General features: G+C 61.8%; 23 protein-coding genes and 1 riboswitch. Of the genes, 12 read left to right on the top strand and 11 right to left on the bottom strand.

The features are described 5' to 3' along the window. The first annotated feature begins 44 nt into the window (after window positions 1–44). On the top strand, window positions 45–1,154 hold the full coding sequence (locus tag PRI8871_RS08025) for a site-specific DNA-methyltransferase (protein ID WP_108885659.1): 1,110 nt from the start codon (window positions 45–47) through the stop codon (window positions 1,152–1,154). 96 nt (window positions 1,155–1,250) lie between these two features. Here the strand turns inward: PRI8871_RS08025 and PRI8871_RS08020 are convergent, their stop codons facing one another. Then, window positions 1,251–1,937 carry a DUF4336 domain-containing protein gene (locus PRI8871_RS08020; protein ID WP_108885658.1) on the bottom strand — a complete coding sequence of 229 codons (687 nt, stop codon included), beginning with the start codon at window positions 1,935–1,937 and terminating at the stop codon, window positions 1,251–1,253. Between the two features lie 67 nt (window positions 1,938–2,004). Continuing rightward, a complete protein-coding gene (locus PRI8871_RS08015) occupies window positions 2,005–3,288 on the bottom strand; it encodes a hydroxymethylglutaryl-CoA reductase, degradative (protein WP_108885657.1) in 1,284 nt (427 codons plus the stop codon). Window positions 3,289–3,431: 143 nt separating this feature from the next. Here PRI8871_RS08015 and PRI8871_RS08010 point away from each other — a divergent pair, with 143 nt between their 5' ends. The 3 genes from PRI8871_RS08010 to PRI8871_RS08000 are packed head-to-tail and all read left to right on the top strand — an operon-like array spanning window position 3,432 to window position 5,510. After that, window positions 3,432–4,328 (top strand): DMT family transporter, encoded by an 897-nt coding sequence (locus PRI8871_RS08010; protein ID WP_108885656.1) that lies wholly within the window; start codon window positions 3,432–3,434, stop codon window positions 4,326–4,328. A gap of 58 nt (window positions 4,329–4,386) precedes the next feature. Further along, a complete protein-coding gene (locus PRI8871_RS08005; RefSeq protein ID WP_108885655.1) occupies window positions 4,387–5,097 on the top strand; it encodes a cytochrome c biogenesis CcdA family protein in 711 nt (236 codons plus the stop codon). Window positions 5,098–5,108: 11 nt separating this feature from the next. Then, window positions 5,109–5,510: a thioredoxin family protein gene (locus tag PRI8871_RS08000; RefSeq protein ID WP_108885654.1), complete on the top strand. Its 402-nt coding sequence runs from the start codon at window positions 5,109–5,111 to the stop codon at window positions 5,508–5,510. On the opposite strand, the gene PRI8871_RS07995 is transcribed toward PRI8871_RS08000, so the two are convergent. Genes PRI8871_RS07995 through aroC form a run of 3 tightly spaced genes read right to left on the bottom strand, consistent with a single transcriptional unit; the run spans window position 5,507 to window position 8,212 of the window. After that, window positions 5,507–6,451: an AEC family transporter gene (locus tag PRI8871_RS07995; RefSeq protein ID WP_108885653.1), complete on the bottom strand. Its 945-nt coding sequence runs from the start codon at window positions 6,449–6,451 to the stop codon at window positions 5,507–5,509. The genes PRI8871_RS08000 and PRI8871_RS07995 overlap by 4 nt on opposite strands. After that, on the bottom strand, window positions 6,444–7,115 hold the full coding sequence (locus tag PRI8871_RS07990) for an HD domain-containing protein (protein WP_245897803.1): 672 nt from the start codon (window positions 7,113–7,115) through the stop codon (window positions 6,444–6,446). Before PRI8871_RS07990 ends, PRI8871_RS07995 begins: the two co-directional genes overlap by 8 nt. Beyond that, window positions 7,112–8,212, bottom strand: a complete 1,101-nt coding sequence (aroC, locus tag PRI8871_RS07985) for a chorismate synthase (RefSeq protein ID WP_108885652.1) — start codon at window positions 8,210–8,212, stop codon at window positions 7,112–7,114. Before aroC ends, PRI8871_RS07990 begins: the two co-directional genes overlap by 4 nt. A gap of 142 nt (window positions 8,213–8,354) precedes the next feature. Next, a riboswitch (TPP riboswitch) is annotated at window positions 8,355–8,455 on the top strand. Between the two features lie 46 nt (window positions 8,456–8,501). Between aroC and PRI8871_RS07980 the strand changes: the two genes are divergently transcribed. The 5 genes from PRI8871_RS07980 (at window position 8,502) to PRI8871_RS07960 (ending at window position 13,413) form a co-directional block, all read left to right on the top strand. Further along, complete coding sequence (locus PRI8871_RS07980; protein WP_108885651.1) at window positions 8,502–9,482, top strand: thiamine ABC transporter substrate-binding protein; 981 nt, start codon at window positions 8,502–8,504, stop codon at window positions 9,480–9,482. After that, window positions 9,458–10,975, top strand: coding sequence for a thiamine/thiamine pyrophosphate ABC transporter permease ThiP (locus PRI8871_RS07975; protein ID WP_108885650.1), 1,518 nt, complete (start codon window positions 9,458–9,460; stop codon window positions 10,973–10,975). The genes PRI8871_RS07980 and PRI8871_RS07975 overlap by 25 nt, the downstream gene beginning before the upstream one ends. Further along, window positions 10,962–11,663, top strand: coding sequence for a thiamine ABC transporter ATP-binding protein (locus PRI8871_RS07970; RefSeq protein ID WP_108885649.1), 702 nt, complete (start codon window positions 10,962–10,964; stop codon window positions 11,661–11,663). Before PRI8871_RS07975 ends, PRI8871_RS07970 begins: the two co-directional genes overlap by 14 nt. A 177-nt stretch (window positions 11,664–11,840) precedes the next feature. Further along, complete coding sequence (locus tag PRI8871_RS07965) at window positions 11,841–12,935, top strand: amidohydrolase family protein (RefSeq protein ID WP_245897802.1); 1,095 nt, start codon at window positions 11,841–11,843, stop codon at window positions 12,933–12,935. 262 nt (window positions 12,936–13,197) lie between these two features. After that, window positions 13,198–13,413, top strand: coding sequence for a DUF1127 domain-containing protein (locus tag PRI8871_RS07960; RefSeq protein ID WP_108885647.1), 216 nt, complete (start codon window positions 13,198–13,200; stop codon window positions 13,411–13,413). 75 nt (window positions 13,414–13,488) lie between these two features. Here PRI8871_RS07960 and PRI8871_RS07955 read toward each other — a convergent pair whose 3' ends face one another. The 3 genes from PRI8871_RS07955 to PRI8871_RS07945 all read right to left on the bottom strand — a co-directional run bounded on the left by PRI8871_RS07955 (window position 13,489) and on the right by PRI8871_RS07945 (window position 18,081). Next, window positions 13,489–16,050 (bottom strand): TIGR02302 family protein, encoded by a 2,562-nt coding sequence (locus tag PRI8871_RS07955; RefSeq protein WP_108885646.1) that lies wholly within the window; start codon window positions 16,048–16,050, stop codon window positions 13,489–13,491. A 37-nt stretch (window positions 16,051–16,087) separates the two neighbouring features. Continuing rightward, complete coding sequence (gene lysA / locus PRI8871_RS07950) at window positions 16,088–17,353, bottom strand: diaminopimelate decarboxylase (RefSeq protein ID WP_108885645.1); 1,266 nt, start codon at window positions 17,351–17,353, stop codon at window positions 16,088–16,090. Window positions 17,354–17,514: 161 nt separating this feature from the next. Then, a complete protein-coding gene (locus PRI8871_RS07945) occupies window positions 17,515–18,081 on the bottom strand; it encodes a TlpA family protein disulfide reductase (protein WP_108885644.1) in 567 nt (188 codons plus the stop codon). A gap of 22 nt (window positions 18,082–18,103) precedes the next feature. On the opposite strand from PRI8871_RS07945, the gene argH reads away from it, so the two are divergent. From argH to PRI8871_RS07935, 3 genes are read left to right on the top strand one after another with little or no spacing between them, the layout of a single operon-like run. Beyond that, a complete protein-coding gene (gene argH, locus PRI8871_RS07940; RefSeq protein WP_108885643.1) occupies window positions 18,104–19,495 on the top strand; it encodes an argininosuccinate lyase in 1,392 nt (463 codons plus the stop codon). Beyond that, window positions 19,492–19,665 carry a hypothetical protein gene (locus PRI8871_RS19550; RefSeq protein WP_181389407.1) on the top strand — a complete coding sequence of 58 codons (174 nt, stop codon included), beginning with the start codon at window positions 19,492–19,494 and terminating at the stop codon, window positions 19,663–19,665. The genes argH and PRI8871_RS19550 overlap by 4 nt, the downstream gene beginning before the upstream one ends. Then, window positions 19,665–19,967, top strand: coding sequence for a DUF2834 domain-containing protein (locus PRI8871_RS07935; protein ID WP_108885642.1), 303 nt, complete (start codon window positions 19,665–19,667; stop codon window positions 19,965–19,967). Before PRI8871_RS19550 ends, PRI8871_RS07935 begins: the two co-directional genes overlap by 1 nt. On the opposite strand, the gene holA is transcribed toward PRI8871_RS07935, so the two are convergent. The 3 genes from holA to leuS are packed head-to-tail and all read right to left on the bottom strand — an operon-like array spanning window position 19,964 to window position 24,031. Next, entirely contained in the window at window positions 19,964–20,995 is a 1,032-nt protein-coding gene (gene holA / locus PRI8871_RS07930) for a DNA polymerase III subunit delta (protein WP_108885641.1), read from the bottom strand. The genes PRI8871_RS07935 and holA overlap by 4 nt on opposite strands. After that, a complete protein-coding gene (gene lptE, locus PRI8871_RS07925; RefSeq protein WP_108885640.1) occupies window positions 20,992–21,483 on the bottom strand; it encodes an LPS assembly lipoprotein LptE in 492 nt (163 codons plus the stop codon). The genes holA and lptE overlap by 4 nt, the downstream gene beginning before the upstream one ends. Then, the gene (gene leuS / locus PRI8871_RS07920; RefSeq protein ID WP_108885639.1) at window positions 21,470–24,031 is read right to left on the bottom strand and encodes a leucine--tRNA ligase; all 2,562 of its coding nucleotides are present in this window, start codon (window positions 24,029–24,031) and stop codon (window positions 21,470–21,472) included. The genes lptE and leuS overlap by 14 nt, the downstream gene beginning before the upstream one ends. Window positions 24,032–24,086: the final 55 nt, after the last annotated feature.

The following is a 24,086-nucleotide window of genomic DNA, read 5'->3' as shown; positions in this document are numbered from 1 at the left end:
TCCCCAACCACAGAGCGCAAAAGCGCCGGGGACAGAGGCAGAGCATGACAAAGATGACCAAGATCAAAAGCGCAGACGCGCTTCCTTTAAACACGATTCTAGCAGGGGACTGCATCGAGCAGATGAACAGTCTGCCGGCGGAGTCGGTCGACCTGATTTTTGCCGACCCCCCCTATAATCTACAGCTGCGCGGCGACCTGCATCGCCCCGACAACAGCAAGGTGGATGCGGTCGATGACCATTGGGATCAGTTTTCCAGCTTCGCCGTCTATGACAAGTTCACGCAGGACTGGCTGAAAGCGGCCAAGCGCCTGTTGAAACCGAATGGCGCGATTTGGGTCATCGGCTCGTACCACAACATCTTCCGCGTTGGCGCAACGCTTCAGAACGAAGGCTATTGGATTCTGAACGACGTGGTGTGGCGCAAGTCCAACCCGATGCCGAACTTCCGCGGCAAACGCCTGACCAACGCCCATGAGACGATGATCTGGGCGTCGAAGTCAGAAGGCGCGAAATACACCTTCAACTATGAGGCGCTGAAGGCGCTGAACGAAGGCATTCAGATGCGCTCGGACTGGGTTCTGCCTATCTGCAACGGCCATGAACGCCTGAAGGATGAAAACGGCGACAAGGCCCATCCGACGCAAAAGCCTGAATCGCTGCTGCATCGCGTGCTGGTTGGCGCGACCAAGCCCGGCGATGTTGTACTCGACCCATTCTTTGGCACGGGCACCACCGGCGCTGTGGCCAAGATGCTGGGCCGCGACTGGATCGGCATCGAACGCGAAGAGGCCTACCGCAAGGTTGCCCAAAAGCGCATCGACGCCGTTCGCAAGTTCGACAAATCGGCGCTAGAGGTGTCCACCTCGAAACGCGCCCAGCCGCGTGTTCCCTTCGGCCAAGTGGTCGAACGCGGCATGCTGCGCCCGGGCGAAGAGCTTTGGAGCATGAATGGCCGTCACAAGGCCAAGGTTCGCGCCGATGGCACGCTGATCGGCGATGACATCAAAGGATCGATCCATCAGGTTGGTGCCCATCTGGAAGGCGCGCCCAGCTGCAACGGCTGGACCTACTGGTGCTTCAAGCGCGACGGGAAACAGGTGCCGATCGACGTTCTGCGTCAGCAGATCCGCGCCGAAATGGAAAACAACTAAGACCCACCTCGTACTTTCAAAATTCAGTTGTACCGCCGGTGCCTGTGGCCGACCCACAGGCGCTGACTGGCCCCGCCTTTTTTGGCGGGGCTTTTTTTATCGCAGCAACCAAGAAAAGGCCCGCCTCAGAAACGCGCCGCCATCCGCTTCGACTGGGGTGCCATGGGCCATCACCACGCGCTGAATGGGCCAACTTAGAACCGCAGACATATCGCAGCGGGCGACATTGCGATCCGTGAACGCCATGCGGAATTTGCGCGGCACCGCCGGCTCCATCCCGACCATTTTATCCAGCCGGGCCACCACCGCGCGCCAGCCTTTGTACCACCCCTTTGGCATGTTTTGCAGAAGATCGGTAAAGATAACCGTGCCGCTGGCGTGATGAAACAGCACCGCCTCCAGGACAATGGCATTGCCGTGGATCAATTGATGCGACAGGCACGGACCCCATCCGCCAAAGCTGGCACCAGACAATTCGGTAACCGGCAGGTCGGGGCATTTGGCGGCAACACCCGGCGCGCCGACGATCTGCGCTTTGGGGTAGGCGGCGGCCCATTGCGCCAGATAGGTGACGTGAAGCGTGTTCGGCGCCAGCAGGAAACCCACCTCACCCAGTTCGGCGATCTGCGCCATCAGGGCATCATCCGGCGCGATGGGCGACCAGATCAGCAGGCCGCGATCAGTTCGAATAACCGCCATTCGCGTGGGAAAAGCAAAACCAACTGCGCCGATGATCTCAGGACCGTCGGCCAACCAAATGTCGTGCGCAAATTCGTGCAGCATAGCCGCCTCAAATATCAATCCGGCCCGAGTCTAGACCCCGATGGCCGGATTGACCAAGCGATTTTGTTTAAGCTCCGCTTAAGACGGCCTTGGCAGTATCGACGCTGATATCACCTTGCGCCACGATTTCGCGGGCGACGCGGTCGATATCTGGCCCGGTTGCCCCGGCCAAAATCGCGATATTGCGGGCGTGCAACTTCATATGGCCTTTCTGAATGCCATCCGTCGCCAAAGCCCTAAGCGCGGCCAAGTTTTGTGCCAACCCGACCGAGGCCACGACTTGGCAAAGCTCATTCGCGGTCTCGACGTTCAGCAGCTTTAGCGCCGCCTGCGCAGCCGGATGCGTGCGGGTCGCGCCCCCCACCAGCCCGAGCGCCAGCGGCAGTTCGATCGTCCCGACCAAGGCCCCGCCAGCGCCGATTTCCCACCGCGTCAGCGCGGTATAGCGCCCATCGCGCGCGGCAAAGGCATGGGCCCCGGCCTCAATCGCGCGCCAGTCGTTGCCTGTGGCGATCACCACGGGGTCGATGCCGTTCATGATGCCCTTGTTATGGGTCGCCGCGCGATAGGGGTCCACGATGGCCAAGGCGCAGGCCTCGACCACGCCGCGGGCCACATCCGCGCCGTTCAGCCCATCTAGGCTAAGCGCCTCGGCGGGCAGTTCCACGCGGGCACGGGTCAGGCGGCGATCCGCAAGGTTTGACAAAATGCGCAGCCGCACCGTTCCGCTCGCGATCTGTTCCACCTTGGGCGCGATCAACTCGGCCATGGTGTTGACGGTGTTCGCCCCCATGGCATCGCGCACATCAACGATCAGATGTAGCACCACCATCGGCCCAACGGGCGTGTCGCGGAACAGGTGCACTTCGATGTCTTTGCAGCCACCCCCAAGCCCGACCAGCACCTTGTCGCGGGAATTGGCCAGCGCCATCAACTCATCCGCAGCGGCCAATAGCCGGTGCCGCGCGCCTTCGGGATCGGCCACGCCAAGCACCTGCACCTGCGCCCGCATCAGCGGCAGGGTCGAAGACGCCTGAAAGCCGCCGTAGGGCCGCGCCAGCCGCGCCATGTAGGATGCCGCCGCCACAACGGACGGTTCCTCAACCGCCATAGGCACAAGATAGTCCTTGCCGTTCACCGTAAAATTCGCGGCCACGCCCAACGGCATATCGAACAGGCCCACGACGTTTTCGATCATGCCATTGGCCAGATCCAGCGGCAGCGCCCCCTGCCCGGCCAAGGCCAGCTTGTCATGAAGCGATAGCCCGGCCGCATCGGCCACACGATCAAGCCGCGCCTCTGGGGCCATGTCGCGCAACGCTTCGATCCGCGAATTTGTCTGATGAGTCATCCTGCGCCTCCCTCGCCTGATGGATGGTTCGGCCACCGTGCCGCGCATCCGCCACAAGGTCGAGCGATTTCCGATGCTTCGCCCCCTTTTCAAGCGCCGCCAAGGGTGACAGGGTGCCGCCACCAGACCGAAAGGAGCGATACATGGATGTCCGCGCGATCTTGATGGGCCTTGCCTTTGCGGTGATGTGGTCTTCGGCCTTTACCTCGGCCCGCGTGATCGTCGAGGCCGCGCCGCCCATCAGCGCCCTGTCGCTGCGGTTTCTGATCTCGGGGCTTCTGGCCGTTGGGTTGGCGCGGATCATGGGGCAGACATGGCGTCTGACCCGCGCCCAATGGCGGGCAACGATCATTTTCGGCATCTGCCAAAACGCGCTCTACCTCGGTCTGAACTTCGTCGCCATGCAATGGGTTGAGGCATCCTTGGCCGCCATCATCGCATCAACCATGCCGCTGATCGTTGCGCTGGCCGGTTGGCTGGTGTTTTCCGACAAAATCCGCCCCTTGGGCATTGCCGGGCTTCTGGCGGGGGTGGCGGGCGTTGCGCTGATTATGGGCGCGCGCCTTCAGGGCGGGGCCGACCTGATCGGGATTGGCCTGTGCATTCTGGGCGTCATATCGCTGGCCATCGCGACCCTGTCGATGCGCGGGGCCAGTTCGGGCGGGAATTTCATGATGATCGTCGGCTTGCAAATGCTGGTCGGCAGCGCGGCGCTGGCCGGTCCGGCACTGGCGTTTGAGACCCTGACAATCGACTGGTCCGTCAAGCTGGGTATCGCCTTTGCCTACACCACGCTGGTGCCGGGATTGGCCGCAACCTTTGTCTGGTTCCTGCTGGTCGACCGGATCGGCACGGTTAAGGCCGCCACCTTCCACTTCCTCAACCCGTTTTTCGGCGTGGCCATCGCGGCAATCATCCTGCGCGAATCTCTGGGGCTGACGGATGTGATCGGCGTGGTCATCATCACGGCGGGCATTCTGGCGGTGCAGCTATCCAAACAGCCCGCAGCACCGGCCGTCACAAAACCCACAAGCTCGTGAAGGGGCGTCACCAGAACGTTTGGTGACAGCGGATGCCCGAACAGCCTAAATCTGGCATATGGAACTGATCTTTGCATATGGCGCGGGGCTTCTGACCCTCATCAACCCCTGCGTGGTGCCGGTGTTGCCGATTGTCTTGGCCACCGCCCTACAAGCCAGCCCGCGCGGCCCCATCGCCCTTGCCGCCGGGATGAGCCTGAGCTTTGTCGTCATGGGCGTCACCGTCACGGCCTTTGGCCACCTGATCGGGCTGGATGTCGATACCCTGTCCCGCATTGGCGCAGGCATGATGGTGCTGTTCGGCGCGGCGCTGTTGATCCCGCAAGGCGCACGGCTTTTGTCCCGCGCGACCGAGGGCCTGTCCTTCCGCGCCGATGCCCGGATGAACGGCCTGAGCCGCGATCTTGGCGGGCAATTCGCGGGCGGCCTTCTGCTCGGACTGGTTTGGAGCCCGTGCATCGGCCCGACGCTTGGAGGCGCGATTGCGCTGGCCAGTCAGGGCGAAGGGCTGCTGCGCGTCACCGCGATCATGGCCGCCTTTGCGCTAGGCGTGTCCACCCTGATCCTGGGGCTGGCCTATGGCACGCGCGGCGCGCTGGGGCGCTACAATGCCAAACTGCGCGCGGCCTCTGGCCCGTTGCGCAAGCTGCTGGGCGCGGCCTTCCTATTGGTCGGTCTGGGGATCTTGTTCCAATGGCATCACATCATCGAAGGCTGGCTGATCGAACATCTGCCCGCTTGGCTGATTGACCTGTCCGTCAAACTGTAAAGGAGAACACAATGCACCGTCGCCTGTTCCTTGCCTCTGGCCTTGCCGCCGCCCTGCCCCTGCGTGTCTGGGCCGCTGCCATCGACTACACGCCCGGATTGGTTCAGACCCATCTGGCCAAGGGCGACACCGTGTTTCTGGATTTCAAAGCCAGCTGGTGCAGCACCTGCGCCGCGCAGGAACGCGTGCTGAACAAGCTGAAGGCCGACAACCCGGCTTACGAATCCAAGATCACCTTCATCAACGTCGATTGGGATGAATACCGGTCAGACGCGTTGACCAAGGGCCTGAAGATCCCGCGCCGGTCGACCTTGGTCGTTCTGAAAGGCGACAAGGAACTGGGCCGCATCGTCGCGCAGACCGACCCGAAGGTGATCAAAGCCCTGATGGATACGGCGCTGAACGCAGCTTAAACCAGATAGAACAGCAGCCCGTTCAGGGTGAAAAAGGCCACGATCGTCGCGCCCAACAAGGCGATCGAGGCCAGCCCCTCATGCCCGTATTCCGCCGACAGAACCGCGTAGATCCCCATCATCGGCACGGCCGTCGACAAAATGGCCGCCGTGCGCAAATCGCCGGTCAGGGTGGGCAAGCCGATCATCGGCAAGGCCAAGATCGCAAGAACCGCCAAGGCGGGCGACAGGATCAACTTGGCAAAGACGATCTGCGACGCCAGAAGCCGGTTCCCTGCCATGGGCAAGCCCGCCAGAATGCCACCGATGAACACCAGCGCCAACGGCGCGGTGGCGCTGGCCAACAGGCCGGTTGTCCGCGTGACAATCAGCGGCATCGGAATTTGCAGCAAAGACACCGCCATCCCGGCCAGAAGCGCGACAATCATCGGGCGGCGCAACACATCCACCAGCGTGTGCCACAGGCTGCCGATGAACGACACGCCCTCCCGCGGGCGGGACAAGGCCAGCATGGCATAGCTGATCGGAACAAAAATAAAGTTCTCAACCACCATGTTCATCGCCAGAACGCTGGTCGCCAGTTCGGGGAACAACATCAGAATGATCGGATAGCCAACATATCCTGAATTCGGGCAAGTCGCGCCCATGACCGCGATGGCCTTACGTGCAGGGCCAGTGCCTTGCGCGCTGGTCACAAGATAGATGATGACCCCCGTCGCGATCCCCGCGGCCAGATAAACCATCAGGTAGGCAGGCACGATCACATCAGCCAGACTGCGCTGCGACACGGCGTTAAACAGCAGCCCCGGCAGGGCGATGTTCAGGACAAACTTGCCCAAAACCCCCATGTCCGAGCTTTTGAACAGCCCCATTTTGATCGAGGCATACCCAAGCACCACAAGCGCGAAAATCGGAAAGGTGATCGTCAGAAAATCAAGCATTCAATGCCTCAGGGTGCCAATGGGTTGGTGCGGGATGGCCGATGTCCATCGCCAGTGAATTCAGGAAATCGACCATATGCGCGGTCCGGTCCTGCGCCAATCGCTTGCCCGTATCGGTCAGCATATCGGCCTCAAGGCGCAGCAATTTGACTGCGAAATGGTCAATCGCATAGCGGGTATCGTCCAGATCCCGGCACAGGGCGAACGGATCATCGGGATGATACAGCGCACGCCCAAGCCCGCCCGAGACCGCAAAAACCCGCGCCACCCCGATAGGGCCAATGGCATCCAACCTGTCCGCATCGCGCAGAATACGCGCCTCGGGCGTCTGGGACGTGATATCGGCGGAAAAACTGTGCGCCTCAATCGCGTGGGCGGTGGCGGTCTGTTCGGCCTCGGAATACCCAGCCTGCGCTAGATAGGGCAGCGCCTGATGGGCCGCCAGCCGCGACGCCTCGGCCCGGTTCGGGGCGTCTTTGGGCAGGTTCACCAGATCATGCAGGTAGGCCGCAGCCACAAGGACGCGCAGATCCCCGCCATCTTGGGCCGCAATGGTCTGGCAACTGGTCCAAACCCGATCAAGATGCGCCAGATCATGCGCACTGTCCTGCGCCATGGCCGCCCCGGCCACTGCGCGAAACCCGGCGCGAAGCGTTTCGATCAACCGATCTTGCCCCGGTTTTCACCGATCTGACCACGATGCAACAGCAGGTGATCCAAGATCACACAAGCCATCATCGCCTCGCCCACCGGTACGGCGCGAATGCCGACGCAGGGGTCGTGGCGGCCTTTGGTGATAATCTCGGTATCTTCGCCCGACTTGGTGATCGTCTTGCGCGTCGTCAGGATCGACGACGTCGGCTTGACCGCAAATCGCACCACCACATCCTGCCCTGTGGAAATCCCGCCCAGAATGCCGCCCGCGTGGTTCGAGGTATATTCCGGCCCGTTCGGCCCCATGCGAATCTCATCGGCGTTTTCAGTGCCGGTCAGCATGGCGGCGGCCATACCGTCGCCAATCTCAACCGCCTTCACGGCGTTGATGCTCATCATCGCGGCGGATAGGTCAGTGTCCAGCTTGCCATATACCGGTGCCCCCAGACCCGCCGGAACGCCCCGCGCCACAACTTCGATGATCGCCCCGACCGAGTCGCCGGACTTGCGCAGCCCGTTCAGGTACTCGGCCCAATCGTCGGCAGCGACAGCATCGGGCGTCCAGAACGGGTTCTGATCGATCTGATCCCAGTCGAAATTGGCCCGATCAATGCCGCGCGGCCCCATCTGGGTCATGTAGCCTTTGATTTCGATCTGCGGGGCCAGCACGCCCAAAGCCGCACGGGCCAAACCGCCCGCCGCAACCCGCGCCGCCGTTTCCCGCGCGGACGAGCGCCCGCCACCGCGATAATCGCGGATGCCGTATTTCTGCCAATAGGTGATATCGGCGTGACCGGGGCGAAACTTTTCAACGATATCGCCGTAGTCCTTCGACCGCTGATCCGTGTTTTCGATCATCAGCTGCACCGGGGTTCCGGTGGTTTGGCCCTCGAAGACACCCGACAGGATTTTCACCTCATCGGGTTCGCGGCGCTGGGTGGTGAACTTGTTCTGACCCGGTTTGCGCTTATCCAACCACTGCTGGATCATCGCCTCATTGATCTCAACCCCCGGAGGGCATCCATCGACCGTCGCGCCCAATGCAGGCCCGTGGCTTTCGCCCCAAGTGGTGACGCGGAACAGATGACCGAAGGTATTCAGGCTCATGAGATGTCTCCTTTGGGCCGTGATTAGGGCAGCCAGCGCCTTGCCTCAAGCCGTTTTGCACGTGGCGGGCCGTGCATTTGCGTATTTGGGAAAGAGAAGAAGACAGGACCACTTGCCTTTGACCGAATGTCGCACTAGCTTCCGCCGCACCTCGGGGTGCCCGTAACTGGGCTGAGATGCGCAAGCGAACCCGTTGAACCTGAACCGGTTAACACCGGCGGAGGGAAGGTTGAGACAACGCGCATTGCGACTCCGATCTTGCCCTCTCGCCGCAATTTTGGAGGACGCCATGAAGGCTCTTGCATTTGCAGCGGGATTGATGACAGCCAGCGCCGCGCTGGCCGAAACGCCCGTACTGACGGTCTATGCACCGGACTATTTTACCTCGGAATGGGGCCCCGGCCCCGCGATTGAAACCGGCTTTGAGGCGCAGTGCGGCTGCGACCTGCAATTCAAGCCGGGCGATCTGCTGCCGCGCCTGCTGCTGGAAGGCCAGCAGACCGATGCCGACGCAGTGATCGGCCTGAACACCGATGTCACCAAGCAAGCGCGCGAAAGCGGCCTGTTTGCCCCGCATGGTCAAGACACCAGCGATCTGACCCTGCCCATCGCATGGACGGATGAGGTGTTCCTGCCGTTCAACTACGGCCACACGGCGTTCATCTACAACACCGAACGCATGGCCGACGCGCCTGCCAGCTTTGACGCGCTGCTGAACGCGCCGGACGATCTGAAAATCGTCATCCAAGACCCGCGCAGCTCGATCTCGGGTCTGGCGCTGGTTCTGTGGGTAAAGGCCGTTTACGGCGACAAGGCCGAAGAGGCCTGGACCAAACTGGCGCCGAAGATCCTGACCGTGACCAAGGGTTGGTCGGAAAGCTATGGCCTGTTCACCGATGGTGAGGCCGACATGGTCCTGAGCTACACCACCTCACCCGCCTATCACATCATCGCCGAAGAAGACCGCACCAAGAAGGCGGCCATCTTCCCCGAAGGTCACTATTTCATGGTCGAACTGGCCGCCAAGATCGCCGGGACCGATCAGCCGGAACTGGCCGATGCTTTCATGGCCTATATCCTCAGCGAGGAGTTCCAGACCATGATCGCCACCGGCAACTGGTCCTTCCCGGCCAAGCTGGACAGCAGCAAATGGCCCGAAGGGTTCAAGGAACTGAACCTGCCGGAAAAGGCGCTGTACTATTCCGAAGACGAAGCCGCAGCCCTGCGGGATGAAGCGGTCGAGGAATGGCGTCGCGCCTTGTCGCAATAAGCGCAGCCGCGCTGGTGATCGGGCTGATCTTTGGCCCGATCATCGCCGTGTTGCTGTTGTCAGGCCGGTTGCCCGGCCTGACCGCCGCCGATTGGCAAGCCTTGCGGTTCACCGTGTCGCAGGCTTTCCTATCGGCGCTGTTCAGCACTTTGCTGGCTATCCCCGTGGCACGGGCGCTGGCCCGGCGGCAGTTTCCGGGGCGGGCGCTTCTGGTGACGCTTCTCGGCGCGCCTTTTGTTTTACCGACCATCGTTGCGGCTTTGGGGCTGATCGCCGTCTTTGGGCAAAAGGGTCTGGTCAATGCGCTGCTGGCTTGGGCCGGATTGCCCAGCTTTTCGATCTACGGCTTTCACGGGGTCGTCATTGCGCATGTGTTCTTTAACCTGCCGCTGGCCACCCGCCTGTTTCTACAGGGTTGGCTGTCGATCCCGGCAGAACAGTATCGGCTGGCGGCAACGCTGAACCTTGGCCCCAGAAGCGTATTCCGCACGCTGGATCTGCCCATGCTGACACGTATCGCGCCGGGGGCCTTTGCGGTGATCTTTGTGATTTGCCTGTCAAGTTTCGCCATCGCCCTGACGCTTGGTGGCGGGCCGAAGGCAACGACGGTGGAATTGGCGATCTATCAGGCGCTGCGCTTTGATTTCAACGTGGGCCATGCCGCCACTTTGGCACTGCTGCAACTGGGGCTGGCCATGGGGGCCGGGGCGCTTGCGCTGGCGGTGGCCGCGCCGCGCAGCCTTGGCACCGGGCTGGACCGCGTGGTGCAGCGCTGGGACACCTCTGGCCTTGCGCCGCGCCTGACCGACACTGCCGCGATCCTGCTGGCCGCGCTGTTTCTGCTGACGCCGATGACCATGGTGCTATGGCGCGGGGTGTTTGACCTGACCAGTCTGGACGCCGGGGTCTGGCGCGCGGCTTGGCATTCGATCACGATCGCCGCAGCTTCGACCGCGCTGTCGATGACCCTCGCGCTGGCGCTGGCCAATCGGTGGGGCGAATGGCTGTCTTTGGCGGCGATTGCCGTGTCGCCCTTGGTGCTGGGGATCGGGTTGTTCCTGATCGTGCGGCCTTTCGTGAACCCGTTTTCGGTGGCCTTGCCCGTAACCGCCATCGTCAACGCCGCGGTCGCCCTGCCCTTTGCCCTGCGCATCCTTCGCCCCGAGGCCGAAGCGATCCGCCATGACTATGACCGGCTGAGCGCAAGCCTTGGCCTAACCGGCCTTGCATGGGTTCGGTTCGTCTATCTGCCGCGCCTGCGCCGCCCTGCAGGCTTTGCCGCCGGGCTGACGGCGGCGCTATCGATGGGGGATCTGGGGGTGATCGCGCTGTTCGCCAACCCAGACCGGGCCACCCTGCCCTTGCAGATTTACCGATTGATGGGCGCCTACCGGATAGAGCAAGCCGCCGCCGCCGCCCTGTTGCTTTTGGTCCTGAGCCTTGGGCTATTCTGGGTCTTGGATAAAGGAGGCCGGGTCAATGCTGATCTTTGACAAGTTGACCTATGACACCGGGGGCTTCGCGCTATCGGCGGATTTCTCGGTTCAGACAGGTGACCGCGTGGCCATTATCGGGCCGTCCGGGGCGGGCAAAAGCACGCTTCTGGATCTGATCGCCGGGTTTCGTGCCCCGACCACTGGCCACATCCTTTGGAATGGGACCGACATTACCGCCCACGCCCCCGGCGCGCGCCCGGTGGCTCTGTTGTTCCAGGACAACAACCTGTTCCCGCACCTAACCCTGCGCCAGAACCTATCCTTGGCGCTGCGGCCAGATGGTCGCCACCTGACAGCCGACCAGCGCCGCGCATTGATCGACGCCTTGGCGCAAGTTGGGCTGGCCGGATATGAGGACCGCAAGCCGGGCACCCTGTCCGGCGGGCAACAAAGCCGCGCCGGTTTGGCCCGCGCCCTTCTGCAAGACCGGCCCTGCCTGCTACTGGATGAGCCGTTTTCAGCCCTGGGACCGGCGATGCGGGCCGAAATGCAGGATCTGGTGATCGACCTTGCGACCCGCGTTGCGGCGACTGCCCTCTTGGTGACCCATGACCCGGCAGAGGCCGAACGCTTTGCCACCAAGGCGATTGTGGTGGCCGACGGCGTGGCATCGCCGCCCGAAAACATCAAAACCCTGATGCAAAATCCGCCCAAAGCGCTAACGGATTACCTAGGGTCAAAATAGACATCAAAGACGCCCTTTTTCTGGGGCGATTTGGGGCAAAAATCCGGGATTTGTTCAGAAGAATCGCAGATTTTGTCACGGGTTCGATACATTGAATGCTTAGGAGTTTTCAAAACCAATTCCGAGCAGAACATGACACCCGGCCCACTTTCCATTCGCCTAACAGGAGCGAGCGTTTTGCGCGACGGCGCAATGCAGCAGCGGTCTGTTGCGATTGAGGCCGGCCGGATCACCCGTGGGCCCCTGCCAGAAGTCGACCTGCGCGGCCTACATATTCTGCCGGGTATCGTGGATCTGCACGAAACGACGCTTTTGACCCAAAGGCTACGGGCGAACGAGCCTGACAGGATTGAGGAAACGGTCCGGCAATTGCAGGCCAATGCAGCCGCCAATGGGGTAACAACGCTCTGGGCGGCCATTGGTTGGAGCTGGGAAGGCGGCGCAAAAGACCCGGCATGGGTCGAACAGATCTTGACCGCACCGGCCCTGAATGGCCATGCGGACCAGGTCGATTTGCGGGCCAAGATCGTGTGCGAAACGCATATGTCGGACTATGCCGACCGCCTACTGGCCCTGATCCAGCGTCATTCGGTCAAGTCCGTAACCTTTGCCAATACCGTGGCTTGGTCGGTCAAAAACCCCGGCATGGTTCCCGCCGGATGCGGCCTGCCGCCAGACCTTCTGCGCCTGAAGGCCAGCGAGGCGGCGCAGCGAACCAAATCTGTTCCCCGGTTTCTGTGCCGTATGGCCGAAGCCTTTGACGGTCTGGGCGTCAGCTATGGCAGCATAGCAGACCCTGACGGGGAAACCCGTGAAACCTATTCGATGATCGGGGCCAAGCTCTGTGAGCGTCCGCAACGCCGAAGTGCGGCCGCACTGGCCCGGGCGGTCAGCGATCCTGTTGTGCTGACTGTCGATCAAATTGCCCCGCATGGCGGATGCGAGGCCCTGCCGCCGCAACTGGCCGATGCGGTCGCCTCGGGCGTGGCGGGCCAGCGCGGGCTTGTTTCGGCATTGTACCAACTGGCAGCGCAGCCCAGATGGGATCTGCCGCGCGCCTGGGGATTGGTGACCACTGGCCCAACCGAGATCATGCGCATGGCCGACCGTGGCACCATCGACTATGGCAAACGCGCCGATCTGGTGATCGTCAACCCCGAGTCCCTGCAAGTCGAAGGCACGATCTGCGGTGGGCGGCTCACCTATCTGACCGGGATCGCCCAACGTCGGTTTCAGCGGGCAATCAAGGTTCAACATTTGGCCGCCGAATAATCAATCTGCGGATCGTCACAAATCTGTAAACTGCATTGCCTATACGGGCGTCAGATATTCCAATCTGACTGCACTTTATCCTAGCGGTTTTCATCAGAAATTTCATGACCAAACGGGCGGCCTTCGGGTCGCCTTTTTTGGTTAAGCATTGAAAGCCATGCATTTTTGTGGAGGCCGGTATTCGGACTTGGTTCTAGCTGCACCGCAGCATTAGCGTTATCTGTGTCTGCAAGGGAGAAACGCATATATAGAGGTAGCTCAAATGGCTCTTACCGACACGCATGCCGTTTCGCACGGCAACATCTTTTCGAATATCTTCGCAGCAATCGGCCGCGCCTTTGTTCACGCAGCGGAATCGAACCACCGCATGCAAAAAATCCAGTACCTGACGTCGCTGTCCGACGCTGAACTGGCTGCTCGCGGCATCAAGCGCGAAGACATCGCACGCCACGTGTTCCGCGACGTATTCTACGTCTAAGATCGCCTCGGCACGTGTTTCAATGAGGTCGCCCCGAGGGGCGGCCTCATTGTCGTTTTGGGGAAGGCGTTGAGATCAGAACCGATCCAACAGACGTTCCAGATACTCCAATTCGACCTCTGGGCGGTCGCCCTCGCCGGTCCGGCGGCGAATCTCATCCAGCAATTCGCGGGCACGGCGATAGACGTCTTCGCCCTGCAAAAGCCCGTCATCCGAACCAACCTGCCCTTCCGCACCGGAATTGCGGCCCAATGGATCGCGCTGTTGGCCCGATTGGTTGCCCTGCGCCATGCCCTGTTGCGATTGCGTCTGCTGTGATTGTTCGGCCATCGCCTCGCCCAGGTCGCGCAAACCTTCGCGTAGGGCCTCCATGGCCTGCGCCTGATTGTCCAATGCCTGCGCCAGATCACCATCGCGCAACGCATCCTCGGCCCGGTCCATGGCCCCTTCGGCACGTTCCAGCGATTGTTCGGCACGGTCCCCGGCCTCAGAATCGGACCCCGGCAAGTTGCGGCGCTGTTGGTTCAACCCATCGCGCAAAGCCCGCTGCCGCTCGGCAAGGCTTTGTTCTTGCCCCTGACCCGATTCGCCGGATTGGCTGCCTTCGGTCCCCTGACCGTCATGCTGTTGGCCCTGCCCGTCTGACCCGTTCCGGCCCTGATTCTGCTGGCCTTGCCCGGCCTGCGCATTCGGGTTGAACTGTTCTTGCAGATCGCGGAACGCCTCATCCGACAGGCCCTGCTGTTGACGAAGCGTATCGGCCAAGCCTTCCATCGCTTGTTCACCGGGCGACGGCTGGCCCTGACCCTGCTGGCCTTCTGTGACCTGCATGTTTTCCATCATCTCGCGCAGTTGATCCAAGGCTTCCTGCGCCTCGGCCATGCGGCCCTGCTCCATCAATTCCTGAATGCGGTCCATCATGCGCTGAAGATCGTCCTGGCTCATCTCCATGCTGTTTTGGTTCTGCTGCGCCATCTGATCGTTCGGATTCCGCTCGGCCTCTTGCTGGGCTTGGCGACTGAGGTGGCGCAGGTAATCATCTGTGGCTTGACGCAATTCCTGCATCAACTCGGCGATTTCCTGATCGGACGCGCCGTTCTTCATTGCCTCGGCCAAGCGGTCCTGCGCCCGTTGCAGCCGTTCGATCGCGTCGTTCAGATCGCCCTCTTCCAGAACCAGCGCCAGATCCCACATGGCGGTTTCGATCTCATCGCGTTCTTCATCCGTCAGCCCGTCAGACGACAGATCCTCCAACCGGGTCAGCACGGTCTTGAACCGCAGATAGGTGCCCGCCCCGCGGAAAATGTCATCGGGCCGGTTCGACACCGCCCGCAGGATCATCGCTGTATCGGCGGCATTGTCGCGGTTCCACAGGATCGCCTGACGCTGTTCGATCACGGCGGCCGCCATCGGATCAAAGAAATTCCGCCCCGGAAGCGAAAGCGCTTCGACAAAGGGCGCGCTGTCTTGCCCTGCGGCATCCATGACCTGATATTCAATCGTCACAGGCAGATTGGCCCATGCGTGTTGGGCGAAATCTTCAATCAGGTTTTCGGTAAACTCAGACCGATCCCCAGCAATCGGCATGGGCAGTGGCACGGTGATCGCATCACGCGGTTCAGGATCGCGCCGCAGCCCGTAGCGCCGATCAATCGCCGCCAGATCAAGGCCAATCACCGCCCGGCCAGACACAACGCCGAAATCATCCAACGCGGTAAACGGGATAGAGGCCTGACCTTCGTAGGTCACTTCGATATCGCCATCGCGCCGCACCATCGGCGCGTCATCGGGCAACATCGCCACATCCCAAGACCGCCCGCCCGGCCCATTGATCGCCAATTTTCCAGACCGCTGCACCTCAAACGCGACGGTGGCTTGTTCGGCGCCTTCGGGGGTGGGCGGCGAAATCGACTGATCCACGGTCAAAACGCCCGGATCACCATAAAGGCGCAGGGTCACGCGGCTGCCCTTGGGGATTTCCAGCACCTCGCCATTCAAATCCGCCAAATAAAGCGACGGCAAGCGCGTATAGGCGGGCGGTTCGATCCAGCCTTCCCATGCAGGCCCTGAGGCCAGCGCGGCCGATCCCGTCGGCACGGTGCCAAGGGTCTGCACCCGCTGCACCGACCCGAACAACAGCGCCACCAGCAGCACCAGCGCCGCCACATAGCGCAGCGCGAAGGGGTCCGCCTTGGCCACACGCAAATCAGGTTCGACCGCGCGGGCATCATTCAGGCGCGCTTGCATCCGTTGTTGGTGGGCCTGCCAAACGGCGGCGGAGGCCGGATCGCCCTGCCCGATGGCCTGATGATCCAGAACCGCCTGAATGGGCCGCCCCGGCATCGACGCATCAAGCCGGGCCAGCGCATCGCCCCGGCGCGGGATCGCGAAACGGCGCAGGCCAAAGATCAACGCCGCCACAGCGCCAAGCACAGCAACCGCGCCAATCGCCATGGTCGCCGCAGGCCCCGCCACATCGTGCAGGCCAAGCAGCACTGCCGCCACAGCCGCCATCACAACCGACCACAGCGGCCAGAACCCACGCACAATGCGTTCGGCCCAAAGCCCGGCCCATGTCAGGCGCAGGGGCCACGTCAGGGCGGTTAGACGGTCGGTCGTCTTGGCGCGGTTCGGCATTCAAACTCTCCCGGTCAGGCGACCGCGAGATGTCGCCTCACAGCCATTCAGGGATGGTATCGCGATTTATGATCTCGTCAAAGGTGGGCCTTTGGCGGATAACCGCGAATTGATCGCCGTTCACCAGAACCTCTGGGATCAGCGGACGGGTGTTATATTCGCTGGACATAACAGCGCCATAGGCCCCAGCGGACCGGAACGCGACAAGGTCGCCTTCGGCCAAGGGGGCCATCAAACGGCCCTTGGCAAAGGTATCGCCGCTTTCGCAGACGGGTCCGACGATGTCATAGGGGCGCAGTTCGACACCCGGCTCTGCCTCTTTGACAGGCACGATTTCGTGGTGCGCATCATACATGGCCGGGCGGATCAGGTCATTCATCGCCGCATCGAGAATCAGGAACTGGCGGTCTTCGCCGGTTTTCACGAAAACCACGCCGCTGACCAAAATCCCGGCATTGCCCGCGATCAAGCGGCCCGGTTCGATCTCAACCTCGCAGCCCAGATGGCCGACGGTTTCCTTGATCATCTGACCATAGTCATTCGGCAGCGGCGGCGCTTCGTTCGAGCGGGTGTAGGGAATGCCCAGACCGCCGCCCAGATCGAGGCGGCGAATGTCATGACCATCGGCGCGCAGGGTTTCTGTCAGCTCGGCAACCTTGGAAAAGGCCTGCCGGAACGGCTCCAATTGCGTCAACTGGCTGCCGATATGCACGTCAATGCCAACAACCTTCAGACCGGGCAGCTTGGTCGCTTCGGCGTAAACCTCACGCGCGCGGGAAATCGGAATGCCGAATTTGTTCTCTGACTTGCCGGTCGCGATTTTGGCGTGTGTCTTGGCATCAACATCGGGGTTCACCCGAACGGTGATCGGGGCCACGACGCCGAGCGACACCGCAACGTCCGAAATGCGGCGCATCTCAGGTTCGGATTCGACGTTGAACTGACGAATGCCGGTGGTCAGGGCGGTGCGGATTTCATCGTGGGTCTTGCCGACGCCGGAAAACACGATCTTGTCGCCCGGTACACCTGCGGCGATAGCGCGGGCATATTCGCCGCCTGACACCACATCCATACCCGCCCCGGCCTGCGCCAGCGTTTTCAGGATCGCTTGGTTCGACGCCGCCTTCATCGCATAGCAGACCAGATGATCGGTCCCGGCCAAGGCATCATCGAAAGCCTTGAAGTGACGCAACAAAGTGGCGGTCGAATAGCAATAGAACGGGCTGCCGACAGAGGCCGCGATATCGCGGACGGGAACGTCTTCGGCATAAAGTTCGCCGTCGCGGTAAAGGAAATGATCCATGATGGGCCCTCTGTTCTGCTTTGGCGCGTCTTTACCTTAGGCGACCATCACGCGGAACCCTGATTCTACGGGTGTTTAGCGCCGTTTCACACAAGGGCACGCGCCCTTCCCCCCATTGAGGGGACTTCGGCCGCGGCGCAGGGCGATGCCCCGCGCGGCGCTTAACCGCCCGCCTTTTCCCCCAGGACTGCCCGCAGGAACGCCAGCGCATCGGCCCCGCCCCAATCGGCATCGCCGGTCAAACGCGCAACTTCGCGCCCTTCGGGATCAAGCAACAAGGTCACGGGCAAGCCCAGCACGGCGTATTTCCGCGCCAACTGTTGTTTTGGGTCGCGATGCAACGGCAGGTTCTCAACCCCGATCTCGCCAAAGAACTTCTGCATGGCGGGCTTGGGGTTGCGCCCGGTGGCAATCGTCACAACCTCAAACGCATCGCCGCCCAGTTCGGACTGCAATGCCGACAGTGCGGGCATTTCCTTACGGCAAGGCGCGCACCATGTCGCCCAAAAGTTCACCAACACGTATTTGCCCTGATACTCGGCCAGTGACACAGGCGCGTCTTCGAAGGTCTGAAAATCGCCCTCAACCACGTCTTTGGGCGCGGAATGCACCACCAAACGCTTCATATCACCGGCCCGCAGATCGGCCGCCGCGCCAATATCGGCCAGCGCCGGATTTGCAAGCACGCCAAAGGCCGTATACAGCAGCGCAAGAACCGTTCGTTTCATTTTGCCTCCGGAAGGACGATGCATGTCTGACAAAACCTCGAACCAGATGTGGGGTGGCCGTTTTGCCGCCGGACCCGATGCCATCATGGAGGCGATCAACGCCTCGATCGGTTTCGACAAACGTATGGCCAAGCAGGACATCACCGGCTCAAGGGCCCACGCCGCCATGTTGGCCGCGCAAGGCATTATTGACCCTAAGGATGCCGAAGCCATTCGGGAAGGGCTGCTCACGGTCTTGTCAGAAATCGAAGGCGGATCTTTCGAGTATTCGACCGCTTTGGAAGACATCCACATGAACGTCGAGGCCCGCCTGCGCGAGATCGTCGGCCCTACCGCTGGCCGCTTGCACACGGCCCGGTCGCGCAACGATCAGGTGGCAACCGATTTCAAACTTTGGGTGCGCGATCAGTTCGACGCTTTCGAAGGCGGCCTTCTGGCGCTGATGAAAGCGCTGCTGGGTCAAGCCGAAGCGGGCGCCGATTGGGTAATGCCCGGCTTTACCCACCTGCAAACCGCACAGCCCGTCACTTGGGGCCACCACATGATGGCCTATGTGGAAATGTTCGCCCGCGATCTGAGCCGCGTGCGCGATGCCCGCAAGCGGATGAACGAATGTCCGCTCGGCTCGGCCGCGCTGGCAGGCACCGGGTTTGACATCGACCGCCACATGACCGCGGCCGAACTGGGCTTTGACCGCCCGACCGCCAACTCGCTGGATGCCGTTTCGGATCGCGATTTCGGATTGGAGTTCCTGTCGGCGGCGTCGATTTGCGCCATGCACCTTAGCCGGATGGCCGAAGAGCTGGTGATCTGGTCCTCAGCGCAGTTCCGTTTTGTGACCCTGTCGGATCGGTTCTCGACCGGATCCAGCATCATGCCGCAAAAGAAAAACCCTGACGCGGCTGAGCTGATCCGCGCCAAGATTGGGCGCATCTTCGGCGCGAATGTCGCGCTGATGATGGTGATGAAGGGTCTGCCGCTGGCCTATTCCAAGGACATGCAGGAAGACAAAGAACAGGTCTTTGACGCCGCCGACAACCTGATGCTGGCGCTGGCCGCGATGGAAGGCATGGTCAAGGACATGAGCGCGAACCGCCCGCAGCTTGAGGCAGCCGCCGCAAGCGGGTTCTCAACCGCAACCGATCTGGCCGACTGGCTGGTGCGCGAATTGAACCTGCCGTTCCGTGATGCGCACCACGTCACCGGCGCGCTGGTCGCCAAGGCCGAGGCCAAGGGCTGCGATCTGCCGGAACTGACGCTGGAGGACATGACCAGCGTGCATGACGGAATCACCGAAGCGGTGTATGGTGTGCTTGGCGTCCATAACTCGGTCGCCTCGCGCCTCAGCTATGGTGGCACCGCCCCGACCCGTGTGCGCGAACAAGTCGCCCGCTGGAAAGAGGTTCTGGCATGATCCGTATCGCAGCCTTGGCCGCGCTGGCACTTGTTGCCGCCTGCGGGGCCGATGGCCCGCCGCTGAAACCCTCGCTGAACACGTCAATCAGCGTTGGCACCGGCGGCGTGACCACATCCACCACCGCATCGGTCCGCAAGGGGCCGGTCACTGTGGCGTTGGACCTTTGATGAACCGGGTGTTCCTTGCCTTGGCGATCTGGGGCGCGGTGCACCCGATGTATCACTTCATCGGCTGGTTCATGGCAAACGGCTGGAACCTTGGCGCGATGATCGACGCTTGGTATGTCAATCAAGCCACAACAGCGCTGACATGGGATCTGACGATCGCAGCTATCGCGCTGACCGTCTGGGCCTTGGCCGAAACACGCCAAACCGGCGAGCGGCGCCGCCTTTGGGCCATTCCGGCCACCTTCTGCATCGGGGTCAGCTGCGGCTTGCCGCTGTATCTATACCTGCGCAGCCGCGACTAGCGACGACGTTCCGCCTTTGAGGCGATCCACATCAGCGCACGTTCCACCACGGCCATTTGCGGCGCGGTCTGCCCGGCAGACCGCAGCTGCAAGTCCGTTGAAGTCAGGCGCTTCAACACGTCTTCGAGCAAATACATGCCCAACATTTGCGCCTGACGCAGCATCTTGTCGCGGCGCGGGCCAAAGATCGGCGGGCGCACGCGGCCAATCCCTTGCGCAGGGCCGCCGGGGTCCGAGGCGATGGCATGCAGGGAGCGGAAATGCCGGGTCGCCATAATAATCAGCGTCACCGGCGTCACCCCTTGGGATTTCAGCCGCTGCATGGTCTGCCCGAATTCTGCTACGCGCCCTTCTGCGATGATGTTAAGCACATCGTCCACATCCGCTTCGGTCGAGGTGGGCGACATCAAATCCACCTCATCCGCGGTCAGCGGCGACGGGTCGTTCAGCTTATACAGGGCAATCTTTTCAACTGTCTGGCGGAAATCGCCCGGATCAAGCTGCCGCGACAGGGCCGTTAGCTTGCCCATCGCGTCTTGCCCGATGTCCGTCAGGCCCGAACGTTTGAAATCGGCCTCAATCTCGGCCCGGCTGGGCGGGTCATCATAAAGCCCCGCCGCATAGGCCATCTTGTGGCCCTCAAACACCTTGCGCAGCGCCGATTTGGCGGTCAATTGGCCCGCCGTCACGATGATCTGTGCATCGCCCGGTCGCCATTCATCCACCGCCGCGCCGATGATCTTGGCCAGACCGTCCGTGGCTTCCTCAACAAAAGCCACACGTGGTCCGGGAAAAAAGCCCTGCGCCTTGATCGCATCCAGCAACATCGCCGGATCTTTGCGCAATTCGCCGCCATTCATCCGGGTGATGCGCATTTCCTCATCCGCCCCCGGCCCGGTCAGGGCGGCGATCACCTCTTGCCGCTTCAGGGCAACGCGCATCGCATCGGCCCCGAAGATCAGCAGACCCAGCTTATCCGGGTCAGGTTTGGCAAAATAGGCTGGCGCATCGCGCCCCGACAGCTTCATGACGGAAGGCCAGAGGCCGCGACCAACAAGCGATCCACCACCATATCGGCCAGAATGGTCATCAATCGTTGCCGCGCATCGCGTTCCGCCGCCAGCGTCGCAACCGTCGTGCCGGTGGCCGAATAGCCGGTGAAGCTCTGCACCTCACCCTCGGCCAGAACATCCGCTGTTACAGGGTCGGTCATCAGGAACTTGGCCTTGCCCAGCAGCTGAAACCGCGTGGTCAACCCGCGCGATGTGCTGCCCATCCCCGACTGCGTCACAATCGGCGTCACTTTCATAGCGTAGCGCGCCGACGGCCCGCCCCGGCCCAAGCGTTCCTCAAGTCGCCGGTTCAACAGATAGCCGTCACGCCCCACCGGATCGGTCAGGCGCACCTGCGATTGCAGCACGCCCGCCCCACCAGACGGCCCATAGGCCGGCGTGAACCCGCAGGCCCCTAGGGCCAGCACAGAAAGAAGAAACGCGCGGCGATCAGATGACGACATTCACAATCCGGCCCGGAACAACGATGATTTTCTTCGGAGACGCCCCATCGAGCGCCTTCACCACAGCATCGTTGGACAGTGCCAGTTTTTCAACCTCGTCCTTCGGCATATCCTTCGGCACGCTGATTTCCGCGCGGCGCTTGCCGTTGATCTGGATCGGCAGGGTCACCGTATCCTCGACCAGCATCGCCTCATCGGCGACGGGCCACGGCGCATTGGCAATCAGACCTTCGCCGCCCAGCAGCGCCCAAACCTCTTCGGACAGGTGCGGTGTCATCGGCGACATCAGCTGCGCCAGCGTCTTGGCCGCCTCGCGCTTGGCCGCAGCACCGGCTTTGGATTTCGAGAGCGTGTTGGTGAAACCATACAGTTTGGCGATGGACGCGTTGAAGCCAAAGCTCTCCACACCCTGCGTCACATCATGGATCGCCTTGTGCATCTCGCGCAGCAGGGCTTCGTCCTGATCGTTGGCGGGCGCGTCCAGTTCGGCCACTTCGGCGGCAATGCGGTAGACCCGCGCCAGATGCTTGTTCGCAGCCTCAGCGCCTGCGGCCGTCCATTCGACGTCCCGCTCCGGCGGGCTGTCGGACAGCACGAACCAACGCGCGGTATCGGCGCCATAGGTCGCGATGATCGCCATGGGATCGACCACGTTGTTCTTGGACTTCGACATCTTGGCCGAGGGGATGGTATCGAGCGCGCCGCCGTCTTCCTTGGAAAACGCCTTGCCGTCTTTCAGTTCAACCTGTTCGGGGTAGAAATACACCGGGCGGCCCGTCTGCGGATCGTCCCGCTTATAGATCGCATGGGTCACCATCCCTTGGGTGAACAGCGCATTGAACGGCTCTTTGCACTTTTCGGGCAGATGGCCGGTGATGTTCATCGCCCGCGCAAAGAAGCGCGAATACAGCAGGTGCAGGATCGCGTGCTCGATCCCGCCGATATACTGGTCAACGTTCATCCAATATTCGGCATCCGCCAGATCGGTCGGCGTACCCGCGCGCGGCGCGGTGAAGCGCGCGAAATACCACGAACTGTCCACAAATGTGTCCATCGTATCGGTTTCACGCTTGGCTGGCTTGCCGCACGAGGGGCAGGCACAATCGCGCCACGTCGGATGGCGGTCCAGCGGGTTGCCCGGCACGTCAAAGCTGACGTCATCGGGCAGGCGCACCGGCAGGTTCTCTTTTTTCTCGGGCACCACGCCGCAATCGTCGCAATGCACCACCGGGATCGGACAGCCCCAATAGCGCTGGCGGCTCAAGCCCCAGTCGCGCAGGCGGAACTTGGTCACGCCTTGGCCAACGCCCTGCCCTTCACAAAAAGCAATGGCCGCATCAATCGCGTCGTTGCCGGTCTGCACCTCATCGCCCGCAAAGCCGCGCGTGTAGCGAACCTTTTCAACCTTGGTCGGCACGAAGGGCTCTTTCTGGATGTCCCAGTCGCCCTCAACCGGCAAGAAGGTGTCGACGATCGGCAAGCCGTATTTGGTGCAGAAATCGTGGTCGCGCTGGTCATGCGCCGGGCAGCCAAAGATCGCGCCGGTGCCGTAGTCCATCAGAATGAAGTTGGCGATGTAGATCGGCAATTCCCACGAGGTGTCGAACGGATGGCGCACAGTCAGCCCGGTATCAAAACCCAGCTTTTCAGCCGTCTCAATCGCCTCTTCGGTGGTTCCGCCCTTACGGCATTCGGCGCAGAAGGCCGCAACCTCGGGGTTGTCCTTTTCCAGCGCCTTGGCCAACGGATGGTCCGGCGAAATCCCAAGGAAGGACGCCCCCATCAGCGTGTCGGGACGCGTGGTATACACCTCGATCCGGTCAAACGCCTCGGGCGCATCCACGGTCGAGAAAGCAAACTGCAACCCGCGCGACCGCCCGATCCAGTTGGCCTGCATGGTCTTCACCTTGGCGGGCCAGTCATCCAGCGTGTCCAGCGCGCTGAGCAACTCATCCGACATATCGGAGATTTTGAAGAACCACTGCGTCAGCTCGCGCCGCTCAACCAATGCGCCCGACCGCCAGCCGCGCCCGTCCTCAACCTGTTCGTTGGCCAGAACGGTCATATCAACCGGGTCCCAGTTCACGACGGCGTTCTTGCGGTACACCAGACCCTTGTCCAGCATATCCAGGAACAGCGCCTGCTGTTGGCCGTAATACTCGGGATCGCAGGTCGCGAACATGCGCGACCAGTCAAGGCCAAAGCCCAGCGGCTTCATCTGGCCAACCATCGTGTCGATGTTCGAATAGGTCCAGTCCTTCGGATGCCCGCCCGAAGCCATGGCCGCGTTTTCCGCCGGCATGCCAAAGGCATCGAACCCCATGGGATGCAGCACATTATGCCCGGTCGACAGCTTATATCGCGCGATCACATCGCCCATGGTGTAGTTGCGCACATGGCCAATATGGATACGCCCTGACGGATAGGGGAACATCTCAAGCACATAGTACTTGGGCTTGTCTTCCGAACGGCTGGCCTCAAAGGTCTTGGCCTCATCCCAGGCAGCTTGCCATTTGGGTTCGATCACGGACGGCTCGTAGCGCGACATTCGCATATCCTTTGCAAAGCGGCAAAATAGGTCGAAGGGGTGATATTGTGCATGA

Origin of the sequence: Pseudoprimorskyibacter insulae (genome assembly GCF_900302505.1) — a bacterium.
GTDB classification, from domain to species: domain Bacteria; phylum Pseudomonadota; class Alphaproteobacteria; order Rhodobacterales; family Rhodobacteraceae; genus Pseudoprimorskyibacter; species Pseudoprimorskyibacter insulae.
Note: the sequence above shows the minus strand (reverse complement) of the source record. Positions and strands in the feature narration are given on the sequence as shown.

Excerpts from the sequence above, each read along its gene's own strand:
- PRI8871_RS08025 (WP_108885659.1), top strand. The coding sequence starts at position 45 with ATGACAAAGATGACCAAGATCAAAAGCGCAGACGCGCTTCCTTTAAAC.
- PRI8871_RS08020 (WP_108885658.1), bottom strand. The coding sequence starts at position 1,937 with ATGCTGCACGAATTTGCGCACGACATTTGGTTGGCCGACGGTCCTGAG.
- PRI8871_RS08015 (WP_108885657.1), bottom strand. The coding sequence starts at position 3,288 with ATGACTCATCAGACAAATTCGCGGATCGAAGCGTTGCGCGACATGGCC.
- PRI8871_RS08010 (WP_108885656.1), top strand. The coding sequence starts at position 3,432 with ATGGATGTCCGCGCGATCTTGATGGGCCTTGCCTTTGCGGTGATGTGG.
- PRI8871_RS08005 (WP_108885655.1), top strand. The coding sequence starts at position 4,387 with ATGGAACTGATCTTTGCATATGGCGCGGGGCTTCTGACCCTCATCAAC.
- PRI8871_RS08000 (WP_108885654.1), top strand. The coding sequence starts at position 5,109 with ATGCACCGTCGCCTGTTCCTTGCCTCTGGCCTTGCCGCCGCCCTGCCC.
- PRI8871_RS07995 (WP_108885653.1), bottom strand. The coding sequence starts at position 6,451 with ATGCTTGATTTTCTGACGATCACCTTTCCGATTTTCGCGCTTGTGGTG.
- aroC (WP_108885652.1), bottom strand. The coding sequence starts at position 8,212 with ATGAGCCTGAATACCTTCGGTCATCTGTTCCGCGTCACCACTTGGGGC.
- PRI8871_RS07980 (WP_108885651.1), top strand. The coding sequence starts at position 8,502 with ATGAAGGCTCTTGCATTTGCAGCGGGATTGATGACAGCCAGCGCCGCG.
- PRI8871_RS07975 (WP_108885650.1), top strand. The coding sequence starts at position 9,458 with ATGGCGTCGCGCCTTGTCGCAATAAGCGCAGCCGCGCTGGTGATCGGG.
- PRI8871_RS07970 (WP_108885649.1), top strand. The coding sequence starts at position 10,962 with ATGCTGATCTTTGACAAGTTGACCTATGACACCGGGGGCTTCGCGCTA.
- PRI8871_RS07960 (WP_108885647.1), top strand. The coding sequence starts at position 13,198 with ATGGCTCTTACCGACACGCATGCCGTTTCGCACGGCAACATCTTTTCG.
- PRI8871_RS07955 (WP_108885646.1), bottom strand. The coding sequence starts at position 16,050 with ATGCCGAACCGCGCCAAGACGACCGACCGTCTAACCGCCCTGACGTGG.
- lysA (WP_108885645.1), bottom strand. The coding sequence starts at position 17,353 with ATGGATCATTTCCTTTACCGCGACGGCGAACTTTATGCCGAAGACGTT.
- PRI8871_RS07945 (WP_108885644.1), bottom strand. The coding sequence starts at position 18,081 with ATGAAACGAACGGTTCTTGCGCTGCTGTATACGGCCTTTGGCGTGCTT.
- argH (WP_108885643.1), top strand. The coding sequence starts at position 18,104 with ATGTCTGACAAAACCTCGAACCAGATGTGGGGTGGCCGTTTTGCCGCC.
- PRI8871_RS19550 (WP_181389407.1), top strand. The coding sequence starts at position 19,492 with ATGATCCGTATCGCAGCCTTGGCCGCGCTGGCACTTGTTGCCGCCTGC.
- PRI8871_RS07935 (WP_108885642.1), top strand. The coding sequence starts at position 19,665 with ATGAACCGGGTGTTCCTTGCCTTGGCGATCTGGGGCGCGGTGCACCCG.
- holA (WP_108885641.1), bottom strand. The coding sequence starts at position 20,995 with ATGAAGCTGTCGGGGCGCGATGCGCCAGCCTATTTTGCCAAACCTGAC.
- lptE (WP_108885640.1), bottom strand. The coding sequence starts at position 21,483 with ATGTCGTCATCTGATCGCCGCGCGTTTCTTCTTTCTGTGCTGGCCCTA.
- leuS (WP_108885639.1), bottom strand. The coding sequence starts at position 24,031 with ATGTCGCGCTACGAGCCGTCCGTGATCGAACCCAAATGGCAAGCTGCC.